This window comes from Hahella sp. HN01, assembly GCF_018986435.1.
In the GTDB taxonomy this organism is placed as follows: domain Bacteria; phylum Pseudomonadota; class Gammaproteobacteria; order Pseudomonadales; family Oleiphilaceae; genus Hahella.
The window spans coordinates 52,408-68,286 of record NZ_JAHMIN010000036.1; the positions used below are offsets into that span (position 1 = coordinate 52,408).

The following is a 15,879-nucleotide window of genomic DNA, read 5'->3' on the forward strand; positions in this document are numbered from 1 at the left end:
TTAGGGGAGGGCGAGCATGACGAATGAGCAGTTACGCGCTTTTGTTGGCGTGGTGGAGCATGGCAGTTTCCGGGCTGCTGCGGCGGCTCTGTTTAAAACCCAGTCTACGGTCAGTGCGGCGGTGGCGGCGCTGGAGCAGGAGTTTGATTTACAGTTATTCAGTCGGGAAACCTACCGACCGACGCTGACTATTGAAGGCAAGGCGTTGTTCAGGGAAGCCAAGGCGCTACTGTCCAAGGCCCATGATCTGGAGATGCTGGGGCATCGTCTGGCCCAGGGCAAGGCGCCGGAGCTGTCCATTTCCCTGAGCGCCATGTGCGCGCATTTGCCGGGATTGGACACCTTGAAAGCGTTCGCCAAAAAGCGACCCGAGATGCGTCTGCATTTACATACGGAGCATTTGTCCGGGGTGCTGGAGCAACTGCTGGTTGAGAAAGCGGAAGTGGCCATCGGTCCCCAGGTTGGGCTGGATGATCGCTATGAATTTACCGAGGTGGCGAAAGTCACCCAGGTTACGGTTGCGGCGCCGGGGTTCGTCGAAGCAGGCGCGGACGGCGTGGTGCGCCATGCGCAGTTACGTAATCTGCCGCATATTCTGATTGCCGACAGCGGCTCGCTGGCGCCCTTTGATCACGTCAATGTGATTCCCGGCGGCCATCGCTGGTATGTGAATGACTTTCTGATGAAGAAGGGGCTGCTTCTCTCCGGAATGGGCTGGGCGCGGATTCCGCTGCATATGGTGGACGCCGAACTGGAGCGAGAAGAACTGAGGTTCCTGCAGGTGGAGAACTTTCCTTCGCGCAGTCTGGTCCCCATCTATCTCATACGGTTGCGCAATCAATTGTTATCGCCGCTGGCGCAGGAATTCTGGGATGAAATGTTGGGCGCTTCGCTTTGACATTGCCCTCACTCTGTCCAATAGTTATCAATTAACTGAGGGCGCTTCGTATTGGATGGCGCTTTGGGGGCTGCGACGATAACAATAAGGTTCCATCCGTGTTTTTCTGCTTGGGATAAGCAAAAACGCCATGAAAGATACGTGCGTATATATCATCGAAGATGACCAGATGCAGGCTGATCTGCTGTCGGCTATTCTGGAATCCTATGGTTACCAGTCCAAAGCCTACGGCAATCCCAAAGCGTTTTTATCCGAGTTCAGCAATGATCACCACTGCGTGATTCTCTCCGACATCATGATGCCGGACATGACAGGCCTGGACTTGCTGAACCGAATGTCCGAAACCGGCTACCTGCCGCCGTTGATATTAATGACGGCGTATTCCACGGTGCCGGTGGTGAAAGAAGCGCTGCAGGGCGGCGCCTTCGATTTTCTGCTCAAACCTATCAGCATCACCGACGTAGGCCCCCTGCTGGAAAAGGCGGTGGCCCATGAAAAACTGCACCGCGAACGTTATATGAAACGTCTCGACATCCAGCGCTCTATTTCGCAACTGACCGCCCGTGAGAAGCAGATTTACGACCTGCTGTTGCAGGGGCTCAGCACCAAGGAGATGGAGGCTAAACTGTTCATCAGCCCCCGCACCATCGAGACGCACTGCCGCAATGTACTGGCCAAATTCGACGTCTCCTCTATCAAGGATCTGCTGGTCAAAGTGTTGCCCTTGGCGGCGGAGGAGAGCAGCGTCAACTGATCGAGTTCACTCACGAACCTGTTGATTCGCTGATTTAATGCTTCCTCCATAATGTCGCGCCTTCAGCGCATTTTTTATCACTTCTCCGTAGTACTACTGAGAACGGCTCTGATATTTCAGTAAGCGTACGAATCCTCTTGCACGGACAAACTGATTAATCTGTGCACATAACGTTCAGGAGGATTTATGTCAGCAAACCGAGTAGTTTCCCTGGTCGCCTCTAATGCGCCACAAGACGAGCTGGAACGCAGCAGGCAAAAGAACGCCGAGTTGGAGCAAAGTCTGGCCAGTGTGAACCAAATGGCGATGGGGCTGTTACGCTCCAACAGCTTCCTGGGCGGTATGATTGAGTTTTTCGAGCGCTGCTCGGAAGTTCGCGAGCCTTCTGAAATTGGTCTGGCGATGGAGAATGCGCTGAGCGGCTATCAAGTGCCTTACGTATTCATCCTCAACCTGCCGGAGCAACATTATGTGTTCGGCGGCAAAAACTATGTCACCAATTTGCAGTTTGACGTGATCACCACGTTGACGTTGCAACGTGAACGCATTGTTAATTTCGATCAGTATTCCCTGATCAATTTCCCGTATTTCTCTATTTGTCTGACCATGACGGCGGAGGAGAAAGAGGCCCATCTGGATAACCTTACCCGGCTGGCGCAAGTGGCGAATTTCGTCCTTTCCAATCTGGTGCGGGAGTCTCAGGAGAAGATGGTGCGCCAAGGCATCATGCAGCGGGCGGTGCGGCGTACAGAGGCGTTGCTGGACAACATCATGAAGATGGTGCTGGATTGCGGCGCGCACTCCATTCAAAGTTTTTCCGATCTGAAGTGGACTATCCAAAGCTCCATCATGGGGCTGGACCTGGACATCGAGTCGGAGCAAAGCATTTTCAATATCGTTGACCAACTGATGGAGCAGTTCGAGCACCAGCAGGCCTCCACGAGGATTATCGAGAACTATATCCTTTCGGTGAAGGAGAGTTTGGCGCAGCTCAGCGACAGTCAAACTGGAGAATAGAAATGAACGCAGAGAAGATTATGGCTTTTGATGACGGGAACTTCGCTGCGGATGTCGTCAGAAACAAGTTTCTGGAACATCTCGCCGATAGCATGTCACTAATCAGTTCCAGCGGCTCCCGACTGCATTGCGCCAGTCTGATGGAGACCTCACGCATGATTGCGATGATGCGGGATATCGCCAGCGGCATTGTCGCCACGGCGGAAAGCCAGGGGTTGCCCAGTATCGCGGAATGCGGTCTGGAATTGCAGCGCTGGTGTCGGCTGGCGCTGCATAACGAAGATCTGGAGGTCATGCGTTGTTTGATCCCTCAGATCAAGCAGGCGGGAAACGAGCTGGCCCGTGAAGCGGATCGCTTGTGCGTAAACCAGAAATGGAAGTCCAGCCGTAGAGATTGATCCCTCCGTCGCAGCGTTCGCGCTGCGGCTATTCCCTGTCTATACTCCCTAGCATTCATTTCTATTTCTTTGTCCAGCCAGTTATTTTCCAGGCGCCGGACACGAACCTGAAGCAGTAGTTCAGCAGTTTGCGACTCGGGGAGTCTATGAAGGTTTGTCCCATTTGCAGTACGGATTTTCCCCAGGGCGATTACTGTCCCGCCGATGGGGCCACATTGGTGGATAAGCAGCGCCGCGATCCGCTTATCGGCAAAATGCTGAAGGACATGTATCGCATCGAATCCCGCCTGGCGGAAGGCGGTATGAGTCTGGTCTATGTGGCGCGCCAGTTATCCTTGGACCGTCTGGTGGTGGTCAAACTGCTGCGGGCGGGCATGGACGATCATGACTTTATCCAGCTGTTTTTCCGCGAAGCGCGCATCGCCAGCCAATTGAACCACCCCAACGTCATGCATGTGATCGACTTCGGCAACACCGACGACGGTATGATGTATCTGGTTGTGGAGTATCTGCGCGGAGAGAACCTGTCCGATCTGGTGGAAAAACGCAGCGGGCTGCCGCTGGAAAACGTGGTGTGGCTGCTGGAGCAGATCGGCGCCGGGTTGCAGGCCGCGCATCAGATGAACATCGTGCACCGGGATTTGAAGCCCGGCAACATCATTGTCGCGCGGGTGTCCGGCGACCATTCCGTCGCCAAGCTGCTGGATTTCGGCATCAGCAAGCCGCTGGGAGAAGGGGATCTTAAATACACCCGTTTGGGCATGGTGATGGGCACACCGGGTTATCTGGCGCCGGAGCAGATTGAAGGCGCGCGCAACATCGACAAACGCGCTGATATCTACGCCCTGGGCGCGATTCTTTATTACTGCATCACTGGCGAACGCCCTTATACCGGCGAAAGCCCCCAGGACATCATGAACCGGCAATGCGCCGGACCGCCGCCGGCGCTGCGGGAAAACCGCTTGACCGACGCTCGCAATAAAGCTCTGGAGCCGGTGATTCTGAAGGCCATGGCGCTAAGCCCGGACGGTCGCTATCCAGACGCCCAGGCGATGGTGCGGGACATCCAGAACCGCGCTCACGCCGCCATTGCGGAATACTCCAAGGCCATGGAGATGGCGCCGCCGAATCCAGACGTCTATCAATTTATTTTCTATGGCGAAATTCGCGGCGACGTAGAGTTGCAGGACACCCAGGAAAAACTGAAAGCGGCGCTGGGATTGAGCGACGCCGCCTGCGCCCGCTTGTTCAGCGGTAAGCGGGTGGTGGTGAAGAAGAATCTCAGTCTGGGCAAGGCGAAAAAGTACGACGAGGCGTTTCAGGCCGCTGGCGCTTTAGGGCAGATCGAGGAAATGGATACCGCCACCCGCATTGATCCGGCGCACAGCATGGATGAGCGCTCCATGAGCCAACCCATTGTGGTGGCCGCCTCCACGTTGGCGGAGCCCATGCATCTGGGTTCGCAACCGCCGCCGTTCGGCGTACAGGGGTATACGCATCCCGTTGCGCCGACGCTGGATGATGAGACCACTACCGTGGTGGCCCCGGGAACGCTTCCCACGATGGGGCCTGGCATGACGACGGCTGCTGGCCAGAGCGCCCGACGTCGCATGCCGCTTTGGCTGGGGCTGACTGCGCTGGTCTTGATCCTGGTTGGCGTGGGTTACGCGGTTCCCGTGGTGCGTTACAGCGTGGCGGACGGATATGCGGAGTTAACCGGCTGGCAGGCGCCGCGCGGCGTCAGTGAGAACCGGGTGGCGCTGGGAATGAGCGCGGCCTTTAGCGGCGGCGCCAGAGAGCTGGGGCGCGCCATGCAGTTGGGCGTTGACGTGCGCATTCGCGAAATTAACGAACAGGGCGGCATCCACGGACGCTATATTGAACTGCGCGCCCTGGACGACGGATACGAACCCGCGGCGGCGCACCAGAACGTCGAAAAATTTATGCAGCCGGACGGCGTATTCGCCATGTTGGGCAATGTGGGAACGCCCACGGCGGAAACGATATTGCCGGTGGCCCTGAAGGATAGAACCATCGTGTTCGGCACCTTCTCCGGCGCAGCTCTGCTGCGGAAAAGTCCGCCTGAGCGATACGTGTTCAACTATCGCGCCAGTTACGAAGATGAAACCAACGCCCTGATTCGCTACTTCATCGAGGAACAGGACGTCGACCCCAGAATGATCGCGGTGTTCTATCAGGACGACGGCTACGGCCAGGACGGTTTGAAAGGGGTGGAGGATGCGCTGTCGGATTACGGCGTGCGTCCCCATGAAATCGCCAAATTCAGCTACCAGCGCAATACGGCGCAGATTGAAGGCGCGGCCCAGGGCATGTTAGGCCGCCTGAGCGAGATACAGGCGGTGGTGGCCATCAGCACCTACACCGCCAGCGCGCGTTTGACCAAACGTCTGCGTCAGGCCGGATTCACCGGGCCTTTCGCCAATGTCTCCTTTGTCGGGGCGCGAGCGCTGGCGGAGCAGTTCAAAGAGTTAGGCGTGGAATACGGCGAGGGCGTGGTGGTGTCTCAGGTAGTGCCGCCGTTTGATTCCTACGCCACTGGCGTGCTGCGCTACCGGGAGGCCTTGAGCCGTTTCTATCCCAATGAGCAGCCGGACTTTATTTCTCTGGAAGGCTACATTGTGGCGACCTTGTTTTTCCATGCGTTGGAGCGGGCGGGTCGGCACTTTGATACCGAATCACTGGTGGACACGCTGGAGTCGTTTGACGGCGTGGATTTGGGCATCGGGGAGACGATCACTTTCCGCGCCTCGGATCACCAGGGCAGTCATCGGGTATGGGGAACCCAGTTGAATCGCGATGGAGCGTTTGAGGCGGTCAGGCTCAGTAAGAAAGAAACGCTGTAGCCGGGCCATTCCGACATCATCTCTGCGGCGTCCGATGCGGCTGGATGAAGGATGCGCCAGACCGGGCCGCGCGCTGTGGACTCAGCATGAGGCGAAGCGAAATGAGCGGCGTGACAGCGAAATCTCTACTGGTCGCCATGGGACTCTATTGCAGTCTGTGCGCGACCTCCGTAACGGCGGTGGAAGTTCAGCAAAACCAGTTGTACGAAGGCGGAACCCTGATTGAGTCCGGCTCACTGGGCCTGTCGTTCAAGGTTCCTGACGGCTGGCAGGGCGCCTGGCCGGCGGGATCGGAACTTTTTGTACTGGAATCCCAGGCGCTGAAAGCCAATATCTTCGTGTACATCGACCAGTCCGGCGAGCAGGCGCTGATGCAACAGATGGCGCAACCGGTGCCGTTGGACGCTTCCGTCGTCCTGTATCCGAAAAGCGCGCCGCAAAAACGCAATGGTCGTCTGACGGCGGATTACAGCATCGGCAATATGCCTAACATGGAAGGCCGCATCAGCGCCGTCACCGGCAAAGGCTCTACCTCTGTAGCGTTGATCGCGGTCGCGGATCAGAGCACCGCCGCGCAGGTCTGGAAAGTGGCGGAGACCGTGGCCTCCTCGGTTAAATTCTCCGCGCCGAAACCCTTGGCGCAAGGCGGGGGTGACGGCGGCTGGAGCACCTACATGCGGGGACGTCATATCGTGCGCTATTACACCGGCTCCGGTTATCACGAAGAAGAGCACATCTGGTTATGCAGCAATGGCGAGTTCTATCGCTCCGGTAACAGCGGGGGCTATGGCGGCGGCGCCAGCGGCGCCACAGGCAGTCAGGGTTCCGGCAGATGGGAGGCACAGGGCTCAATGAACGCTCAGGGCCGATTAATTCTGCAATACGGCCCCGGCTACAGCATGCAGGGCAGCACGCCGGGCTTTGACTGGAATGAATCCGGCCCAGGCGGAGAACGCGTCACTTTTACGCTGGCGCTGGCTAATAACAAGCTGTATCTGGATGGAACCCAGTGGCTGCGGGACGGCAATAATCGCTGTCAGTAACAGGTTCTCAGTAATCGCAAGAAAGAGTAGGGAGAGGAGAAAAGGGGAATAGAGAACAAGAGGGAGCGACATGGTCGCTCCCTGGGCCAAGACGGGAAAACTCAGTCTGACCAGTTCAGAATGACTTTACCGGATTGGCCGCTGCGCATGGCGTCAAAGCCCTGTTCGTAGTCGGCGTATTCGAAACGGTGGGTGATGATCGGTTCAATGTCCAATCCCGCCTCCAGCATCGCCAGCATCTTGTACCAGGTCTCGAACATTTCGCGGCCGTAGATGCCTTTGACCTGCAGCGCCTTGAGCACGATCTTGCTGAGATCCAGCTCCGCCGGCTTGGACGGCAGACCCAGCAGGGAAATACGACCGCCCATCATCATCACATCCAGCATATCGTTGAGGGCGGAAGGAATGCCGCTCATTTCCAGGCCCACATCGAAGCCTTCCTTCATTTTTAGTCGTCCCATGACGTCGCGCAGAGACTCCCGTTGCGCGTTCACCGGCTCCACATCCGCGACTTTGGCCGCCAGCTCCAGGCGGTAGTCATTGATGTCAGTGATCACCACTTTGTGGGCGCCTGCGAATCTCGCTACGGCGGCGGCCATGATGCCGATAGGTCCGGCGCCGGTGATGAGCACGTCCTCGCCCACCAGATCATAGGCCAGGGCCGCATGCACGGCGTTGCCCAGCGGGTCCAGTATCGCGCCAAGCTCCAGACTCACTGCGTCCGGCAGGGGCACGACGTTGAACGCCGGCAGGCAAAGGTACTCGGCGAAAGCGCCGGGCAGGTTAACGCCGATGCCTTTGGTGTCCGGCGCCAGATGGAAACGTCCTGCGCGGGCGTTGCGGCTGAGCATCCCCACCACGTGACCTTCTCCTGACACGCGCTGTCCGATATGCAGGCCGTCCACGTGACTGCCGAGTTCCACAATCTCACCGCTGTATTCATGGCCGGTGGTCAAAGGGACGGGGACGTTGTTGCGCGCCCAGTCGTCCCAGTTGTAAATGTGGATGTCGGTGCCGCAGATCGCGGTGCGCTTGATCTTGATGATCACATCGTTGGGCCCGCATTCGGGAACCGGCTGCTCTTGCAGCCAGAGTCCGGGAGCAGATTGCGCTTTGACCAACGCCTTCATGGTTGACGACTGCATGTTCAGCCTCCAATAACCCCAAGTTGTTGACCGACGCGGGTAAAGGCGGCGACCGCCTGCTCCAGCTGTTCGCGGGTCAGCGCCGCGTTCATCTGGGTGCGGATGCGCGCCTGACCTTGCGGCACCACCGGATAGAAGAATCCAGTAACGTATACCCCTTGCTCGTACAACGCTTTCGCGAAGTCCTGCGCCAGCTTGGCGTCTCCCAGCATGACCGGGATGATGGCGTGTTCGCCGGGCAGCAGTTTAAAGCCAGCTTCGCTCAGGCTGTTACGGAAAAACGCAGCGTGTTCGCGCAGGTTGTCGCGCAGATGGTCGCCGGCGATGGAAATTTCCAGGGCTTTCAGGCTGCCTGCGACGACAGGCGGGGGAAGGGAGTTGGAGAATAGATAGGGGCGGGCGCGTTGGCGGAGCAGTTCGATAATATCGCGGCTCGCTGCAATAAAGCCGCCGGCTGCGCCGCCGAGGGCTTTACCCAGCGTGCCGGTAATAATGTCGACTTCCACGCCGTTGTAGGCGGCGCTGCCTTTGCCCTGGGGGCCGATGACGCCGGTGGCGTGACAGTCGTCCACCATCACCAGGGCGTCGTATTTACGCGCAATGGCGACAATATCCTTCAGCGGCGCGATATAGCCGTCCATGGAGAAGACGCCGTCGGTGGCCACCAGAATATTGCGGGCTCCGTCGGCGCGAGCCTGCTTCAGCTGGGCTTCCAGATCATTCAGATCACGGTTGCCGAAACGGTAGCGTTTGGCTTTGCACAGACGGATGCCGTCGATGATGGAGGCATGGTTCAGGGAATCGGAGACGATAGCGTCTTCGGCGCTCAGTAACGGCTCGAACAGGCCGCCATTGGCGTCGAAGCAGGCGGCGAACAGAATGCTGTCCTCCATTCCCAGGAACTCTGCGATCTTGTGCTCCAGCTCTTTGTGCAGCGTTTGCGTGCCGCAGATAAAGCGTACGGAAGCCATGCCAAAACCGTATTTGTCGAGCGCTTCATGCGCCGCTGCGATGACTTCCGGGTTGTCCGCCAAGCCCAGATAATTATTCGCGCAAAGATTGAGAATTTGTTTATCGCCAGCTTCTCCGGCGAGTTTGACGGCGGCCGCCTGAGGAGTGTCTATCACACGCTCCTTTTTAAACAGGCCGGCTTTTTCAATCTCATCAAGGGTTTGCTGTAATTGTTGTTGGAAAGTCTGGTTCATTGGAATTTTCCCTTATATCGGACGTGTTTCCTGTATAGTGGAAAAATGATCGCAAAGCAATAGGGAAAAATATACCCAGCCCCCTGAATCAGGGCCATGGCGGCCTCCCTGCCGCATTGTGTCGCCTAACCTGATTGTTAAGCGGAAAGTTTATCGTGTGACCGCGCCAAAACGTCGACTGACTCTAGCGATGACTGTGATTCATCACGACTAAAAGAGCGATGGTCTCGCTGTCGCCGTGATTCTGAATGGTGTGGGCGACGTCGGCGTGATAGCGGGCGGTGTCGCCCTGCGCCAGACGCTGGGATTGCTGACCGCTGACGACTTCAAGCTGACCGCTCAACACGGTGAGGTGCTCCATGCAGCCCTGTGTATGGGCCTGGCTTTCCAGTTTTCCCTGGGGACGCATACGCAGCTCGTACCACTCAATAGAGCCCACCAGATGGGGCGGGCTGAGAATGCTGAGGTGATAGCCGCCCTGAGGGTTGTCGATCTTCGGCGTTTGCGCGGCGATGATGTGTTCGATGGGGGAATGGGAGACGCCCTCGCTCTCATCCACCAGCTCCGACCATTCAATGCCCAGGGCGCGGGTGAGGTTCCACAAAGTAGCGAAAGTCGGGTTGGCCTGGCCGCGTTCGATCTGCGACAGCATGGAGCGGGATACGTTGGATTGTTGCGCCAGTTGCTCCAGCGTCAGCTTTTCTGACTTGCGGAGTTGTTGGATGCGTTTGCCCAGTCTGGCGACTAAATCGGTGTCTTTCATTGTTTCGTTTCACGTTCCAGAGAGCGGCGCCATTCGCTTAAAAAGCGTTGCCGTTTTAATTTATCCAGCGGAACCAGCAATTGTGGTCCCACCGTAATGGGTTTCAGCGGTCCCGGCGCATGTTTGTTCAGCCAGTCCGCGGTGACTTCGCCGTGCACGCCGGGGTCGATAGGATACAGTTTCGACTCGCTGGCCAGAGTCTGCTGACCCGCCGGAGACAGCAGAAAATCCAGGAAATCCCGGGCGTTCTGCGTGTTGACGGCGTGCTTATGAATCAAGGCGATGCGCGTCATGATCAATGTGTAGTCCGCCGGCAGGATCATTTTCAGATTCGGCGCCGACGCCAGCCGGGCCTTGGTGTACGAGCCCAGCAGATTATAGCCGATCGCGTACTGCCCGGAAGCCAGACCGTCGAGAATGTCGCCGGTGCAGCAGGCCAGTTGCACGGAGTGGGTGCCGAAGGCCTCCAATAGTCGGCCATAGGTGGTCGCCTGCTGGCTGTCCTGGGCGGCGAACAGGTAACCGACGCCGCTGCGGGCGATATCATAGGTGGCGATTTTTCCCGCCAGACTTTCGCCCTGGCTACGGATCAGCTCCAGCAATTGCTGGCGGTCCTGCGGTGGCGGACCCGGCAACAGTTTAGTGTTCACCACGGTCACCACCGGTTCAAAAGTAAAGCCGAAAGCCTCGTTGCGCCACTTCGCCCAGTCGGGAATGCGGCGGGTGTAGGGGGACTCGTAGCGCTGCGCATAGCCGTCATTGACCAGTTTCACCTGCAGGTCCATCGCCGAGCTGATCAGCAGGTCGCCGACGATGGCGTCCGGCGGCTCTGTCGTGTGAGTGGAGCCTTCCACGGTGTGCTGGAAAAGGTCGGCGGTTTCAAACTCAATCAGCCGGATTTCCACATTGGGATAACGCTGCTGAAACGCCTTTATGATGGGGTTCATCACCACGTAATCCAGCACTGCGTGAATATTGAGTACGCTGACCGGCTTCTGCTGCGCCGGATAAAGCACGACCGGCAGCGGACCGGACACTGCCCGTGCGGTAGTGACGCTGAAGAGGGCGAGCACGAGAAGCGCTCTGCATAGCAAATCTGTACGGAAAAAAACGAAGCGGCTATTTGCCATGGGCGCTCTCCTTGCGGAAACCGACACGCACCGTCAGGCCGTGAGGCTGATTATCCATCAGTCCCACCTCTGCGTTATGACGCTCCGCAATTTCCCGCACGATGGCCAGACCCAGTCCACTGCCGACGCCGACGGCGGCTGGCGCGCGATAAAAACGGGTGAAGACTTTGTCCCGATATTCCACAGGGATGCCTGGGCCGTTGTCTTTTACTTCCACGAACAGTCGGTTGACGCTTTGGTGGACGCGAATTTCCACCACGCCATCCACCGGGCTGTAGCGGACCGCATTCTCGATCAGATTGCGGAACAACTGCTTCAATGCAAAGGCGTCGCCAAGCAGGTTCGTGTCCTCGGCGTCCGCCTCAAAAGCCAGTTCCACTTTTTCGTTGATGGCGTGCGACGCCAGCTCCAAACAGGCCTCTTTCACCACTTTGTTGAGTTCGATGCGCCGCAGCGCCTCGCTTTGCAGGCGATGGGTGATAGTGGCCTGATTGAGCAGTTGCGACACGGTGGTGTTAAGTTGATCCACCGACTGCATGATGCGGTTATACACCGGCTTGGGATCGTCGATATCGGGATGATCGCGCAGGTTCTGCAACGCCGCGCGCAGCCCCGCCAGAGGCGTACGAATCTGATGAGCGGCCTCGCCAGTGTAGCGCTGCATGCGGTCAAGGGTATCCTGCAGGCGCCGCATGAAGTGATTGATGGTTTGCTGTAAGCGCCAGGTTTCCTTGATCGGCGTAACGTGTAAGGGCGTCAGATCGGTAGGGGAGCGCGCGGCCAGCTCTCTTTCGATCTGATCCAGGGGCGAGAAGGCGCGTTTGATGCCGTAGCCCAAGAGTCCCAAGGCGATGACGGACGCGATGGCGATGAGTTGTAAACCTTTGCCGGTGATGTCTTCGGCCAGATCGGCGCGAGCGTTGATGGTCTGCCCCAGTTGCACGGTGATGTAACCGGTGATGTCCGCCTCCGTCAACAAACGCCGCAACACGATGAAGCGCACCGGTTCGTCCAGATAGCGGCTGGTGAAAAACCGTTGCTGGATTAGGCGTGCGCCGTCTTTGCTGAAGCCCTGGTCCGCCGCCGGGCGGGGCAGGTCGGCGTAGCCGGTGAGATAAGCGTCGCGAGGGCCGCTGATGCGATAGAAAACGCGGTCGTCGCGGGCCAGGGCGAGGGTTTCGAAGGCCGCTACCGGCAGATCCACATCCACCACGCCGTCGCGAACGTGAATGGCGTCCGCAATCTGAAATGCGGCGCTGGCCAGCAGCCGGTCATAAGAGAGTTCCGCCGCGCGCTTGCCGTATCCGTCGATAGCGATGATAGCCAGAGTGCCGAGCACCAGAATCAGCGCCACGGCGCCCAGGATCAACCTGTTGCGCAGTGAGACCGGCTGATCCGGACGCAACGGCGAATCAGTCATCATCGCATTCCGCCAGATACCCCAATCCCCGCAAGGTGCGTATCTGAACGGAGGACTCCGCGAGCTTTTTGCGCAGGCGCGCAATGTACAGTTCGATGGCGTTAGGCCCGGGGGATTCATCGAAAGCGAACAGACGATCAGCCAGCTCCTCCTTGCTCATAACCCGGCCCAGATGGCCGAGAAACACTTCCAGCAGGCGGAACTCGCGGTTCTTCAGGTCCAGCTTTTCTTCATTGACGTATACCGCTTTAGCGGAGCGGTCGAAAGACAGATTGCCGTGTCGGCTGAGGTTGCTGGAAAAGCCCTGGTTGCGCCGCATGAGCACCCGGCAGCGGGCTTCCAGTTCGCCGAAATCGAAGGGCTTGGTGAGGTAGTCGTCGGCGCCGGCGTCGAGCAGTTTGATGCGATCATCCACCTGTTCGCGGGCGGTCAGGATCAATACCGGCGTGGTGTCTTTGCGTTTGCGCAGCTCCGACAGAATCTGCTCGCCGCCCAGTTCAGGCAGGTTGAGGTCCAGAATGATCAGATCGAATTGCTGGTGCTGCAACAAACCGTTGGCCTGGCGTCCGTTGTTCACCCAGTCTACGCCATGGCCCATTTTCTGTAGCCGCGCCTGGATGGATTCACCCAGCAATTCAGAATCTTCTACAACAAGGATATGCATGCGCCGACTTCACTTTTTCGAATCAGGACGTGACAGGTTTATGACAGGTTCAGCAGTTAGGATGCAGTCATTACCTGTTCCATATCAAGCATAGGTCGCTGAAGAGGTAATCGAAACAAAGTTTCCAAAACCACAACAAGCGACTAAATATAAAGCGCAACAAAAATAATAGGAGCGTGACATGAACACAACGAATCTTTTTCGACAATCCCACCCCCCAGCACCTGGAATGCCGCCGGCTTAATAAGCAGGACGGCTGACGCCGGTAGCCCCACAAGGGCAAAACCAATATATTTGCGATCGAATTAATTCCTGTAACCTGTGTGAGGTAACAATAATGACAATCAGAACTCCGATTAAAATGCTTGTGGCCGCAGCGTTGACCGTCAGCGCTACCCTGACCATGGCCTACGAACCTAAAGGCAAAGTTGAATGTATCGCTCCTGCGGATCCTGGCGGCGGCTGGGACTTCACCTGTCGTAGCGTCGGCAACGTGATGGAGGAACTGAAGTTAGTTCCCGGCAGCGTACAGACCATTAACATGGCGGGCGCAGGCGGCGGCGTCGCCTTCGCGCATACCGTCAGCAAGCGCAAGAACGATCAGAATCTGGTGGTCGCCGCTTCCACCGCCACCACAACCCGTCTTGCCCAGGGACAGTATCCCGGCATGAACGCGGAAATGGTTAACTGGATTGGCGCAATCGGCGCGGATTATGGCGTTATCGCGGTATCCAAGAACTCTCCTTATAAAAGCCTGAGCGATCTGATGGCGGCGCTGAAACAAGATCCGCGCTCCGTTAAATTCGCAGGCGGCAGCGCCAACGGCGGCTGGGATCACCTGAAAGTGCTGATCAGCGCGAAGGCCGCTGGCGTCACTAATCTGCCGAAAATCTCTTACCTGTCCTACAACAACGGCGGCGAAGCCATGACTCAGGTCGTAGGCGGTCACGTTGACGCTTTCACCGGCGACATCACTGAGGTGCAGGGCTTCTTCGAATCCGGCGACCTGCGCGTATTGGCGGTGCTGTCTGAAGATCGTCTGCCAGGCAAATTCGCGACTATCCCTACCGCTCGCGAGCAGGGCATTGAGTCCGTCGCTCCTAACTGGCGCGGCTTCTACATCCCTGGCGGCGCGCCAGCTGATGTAAAAGAGTATTGGACTGCAGCCATCGACAAAATCTACGCCAGCGAGCAGTGGAAAACCTTGATGGAGAAAAATGGACTGATGCCGTTCCACAAAAGCGGCGCTGAATTCAACAATTTCGTGAAAGCGCAAATCTCGGATATCCAAGCGCTTTCTAAAGAAATTGGCTTGATTCGTTAATCGCCATGAATGACCGTATTTTCGGTTTAGTGATGCTCGTCCTGGCCATAGCCTATGGCTGGGGCGCGTATCAACTGCCCGAGCCCTTTGGCGGCAATGAATCGGTCGGACCCGAGACCTTCCCGATTCTCCTGTCGGTGGTGCTTGGTCTGAGCAGTCTTTATCTGATGCTGCGTCCCGACCCGGACAATCACTGGCCCTGGAACCGCACCGGCGCTGAAATGGTGGTGGCTGTGGTGGTGCTGACGCTGTATGGCGTGTTGCTGGAGCCGCTGGGCTTCATCATTACCACGACCTTGGCGGTCGGCACCCTGAGCTGGCGCATGGGCGCCCGCAAGTTCCCGGCCTATATGTCCGGCCTGATTGGCGGAGTAGTGGTGTTCGTGTTGTTCAACTACGTGCTTGAATTGCCGTTGCCGCTGGGCGTACTGGAGGTAAGCTGATGGAAACCTTGAACTTTCTGATGCAGGGCTTTGCTGTCGCCCTGACGCCGGAAAACTTGATGTTCGCGCTCCTCGGCTGCTTCCTGGGCACCCTGATCGGCGCGCTGCCGGGATTGGGCCCCGCCAATGGCGTGGCGATCCTGATCCCGCTGGCGTTCACCCTCGGGCTGAAACCGGAAACGGCCTTGATCATGCTGACCTCGGTGTACGCCGGGGCCATGTACGGCGGACGCATTTCGTCGATTCTGTTGAATATTCCCGGCGACGAGCCGGCGATGATGACCTGCCTGGACGGCTATCCCATGGCGCAAAGCGGCAGAGCCGCGGAAGCGCTGGCGATTTCCGCAGTAGCCTCCTTTATCGGCAGCGTGATCGCGACGATCGGCTTGATTCTGCTGGCTCCCTGGCTGGCGAAATTCGCCCTGACCTTTGGGCCGGCGGAATACTTCGCGCTGTTCGTGCTGGCGTTCGCCACCCTGGGCGGCATCACCGGCAAGAACCCGGTGAAGACGATTCTGGCGGCGGCCATTGGCTTGATGATGGCGACGGTGGGCATCGACATGAACACCGGCGTGCAGCGCTTCACCTTCAATACCCTGGAGCTGTATGAAGGCGTTGACTTCATCATTCTGATCGTGGGTCTGTTCGCTATCTCGGAACTGCTGTTTTTCATCGAAGCGCATGCCGGAGAAGGCCGCAAGATGATTGCGATGAACAAGCTGAAAATGAAGTGGAAAGACTTCACCAGCGTCTTCCCAACATCGCTTCGCGGCAGCGTCATCGGCTTTCTGGCGGGGGTTCTGCCCGGCGC

At 57.8% G+C, this 15,879-nt stretch carries 15 protein-coding genes; 9 read left to right on the forward strand and 6 right to left on the reverse strand.

What is annotated here, in order from left to right; all coding sequences use genetic code 11:
• Nucleotides 1–16 precede the first annotated feature (16 nt).
• From KP814_RS26230 to KP814_RS26255, 6 genes are all read left to right on the forward strand, one after another.
• Nucleotides 17–898, forward strand: coding sequence for a LysR family transcriptional regulator (locus KP814_RS26230; RefSeq protein ID WP_216739566.1), 882 nt, complete (start codon nt 17–19; stop codon nt 896–898).
• A 130-nt stretch (nt 899–1,028) separates the two neighbouring features.
• Nucleotides 1,029–1,652: a response regulator transcription factor gene (locus tag KP814_RS26235; protein WP_216739567.1), complete on the forward strand. Its 624-nt coding sequence runs from the start codon at nt 1,029–1,031 to the stop codon at nt 1,650–1,652.
• Nucleotides 1,653–1,838: 186 nt separating this feature from the next.
• The gene (locus tag KP814_RS26240) at nt 1,839–2,669 is read left to right on the forward strand and encodes a hypothetical protein (RefSeq protein ID WP_216739568.1); all 831 of its coding nucleotides are present in this window, start codon (nt 1,839–1,841) and stop codon (nt 2,667–2,669) included.
• Between the two features lie 2 nt (nt 2,670–2,671).
• A complete protein-coding gene (locus KP814_RS26245; protein ID WP_216739569.1) occupies nt 2,672–3,067 on the forward strand; it encodes a hypothetical protein in 396 nt (131 codons plus the stop codon).
• A 146-nt stretch (nt 3,068–3,213) separates the two neighbouring features.
• On the forward strand, nt 3,214–5,931 hold the full coding sequence (locus KP814_RS26250) for an ABC transporter substrate-binding protein (RefSeq protein ID WP_216739570.1): 2,718 nt from the start codon (nt 3,214–3,216) through the stop codon (nt 5,929–5,931).
• Between the two features lie 101 nt (nt 5,932–6,032).
• Nucleotides 6,033–6,974 (forward strand): hypothetical protein, encoded by a 942-nt coding sequence (locus tag KP814_RS26255; protein ID WP_216739571.1) that lies wholly within the window; start codon nt 6,033–6,035, stop codon nt 6,972–6,974.
• 101 nt (nt 6,975–7,075) lie between these two features.
• Here the strand turns inward: KP814_RS26255 and tdh are convergent, their stop codons facing one another.
• From tdh to KP814_RS26285, 6 genes are all read right to left on the reverse strand, one after another.
• Nucleotides 7,076–8,104: an L-threonine 3-dehydrogenase gene (tdh, locus tag KP814_RS26260; RefSeq protein WP_216739578.1), complete on the reverse strand. Its 1,029-nt coding sequence runs from the start codon at nt 8,102–8,104 to the stop codon at nt 7,076–7,078.
• Between the two features lie 17 nt (nt 8,105–8,121).
• Nucleotides 8,122–9,324: a glycine C-acetyltransferase gene (locus KP814_RS26265; protein ID WP_216739572.1), complete on the reverse strand. Its 1,203-nt coding sequence runs from the start codon at nt 9,322–9,324 to the stop codon at nt 8,122–8,124.
• Nucleotides 9,325–9,508: 184 nt separating this feature from the next.
• The gene (locus KP814_RS26270) at nt 9,509–10,087 is read right to left on the reverse strand and encodes a helix-turn-helix domain-containing protein (protein WP_216739573.1); all 579 of its coding nucleotides are present in this window, start codon (nt 10,085–10,087) and stop codon (nt 9,509–9,511) included.
• Entirely contained in the window at nt 10,084–11,217 is a 1,134-nt protein-coding gene (locus KP814_RS26275; protein WP_216739574.1) for an ABC transporter substrate-binding protein, read from the reverse strand. Before KP814_RS26275 ends, KP814_RS26270 begins: the two co-directional genes overlap by 4 nt.
• A complete protein-coding gene (locus KP814_RS26280; RefSeq protein ID WP_216739575.1) occupies nt 11,207–12,640 on the reverse strand; it encodes a sensor histidine kinase in 1,434 nt (477 codons plus the stop codon). Before KP814_RS26280 ends, KP814_RS26275 begins: the two co-directional genes overlap by 11 nt.
• The gene (locus KP814_RS26285; protein ID WP_127972865.1) at nt 12,630–13,301 is read right to left on the reverse strand and encodes a response regulator transcription factor; all 672 of its coding nucleotides are present in this window, start codon (nt 13,299–13,301) and stop codon (nt 12,630–12,632) included. The genes KP814_RS26280 and KP814_RS26285 overlap by 11 nt, the downstream gene beginning before the upstream one ends.
• 337 nt (nt 13,302–13,638) lie before the next feature.
• Here KP814_RS26285 and KP814_RS26290 point away from each other — a divergent pair, with 337 nt between their 5' ends.
• The 3 genes from KP814_RS26290 to KP814_RS26300 all read left to right on the forward strand — a co-directional run.
• Entirely contained in the window at nt 13,639–14,625 is a 987-nt protein-coding gene (locus KP814_RS26290; RefSeq protein ID WP_216739576.1) for a tripartite tricarboxylate transporter substrate binding protein, read from the forward strand.
• Nucleotides 14,626–14,630: 5 nt separating this feature from the next.
• Entirely contained in the window at nt 14,631–15,068 is a 438-nt protein-coding gene (locus KP814_RS26295) for a tripartite tricarboxylate transporter TctB family protein (RefSeq protein WP_127972863.1), read from the forward strand.
• The coding region (locus tag KP814_RS26300) for a tripartite tricarboxylate transporter permease (RefSeq protein ID WP_216739577.1) at nt 15,068–15,879 on the forward strand (812 nt) is incomplete at its 3' end. The genes KP814_RS26295 and KP814_RS26300, both read left to right, overlap by 1 nt.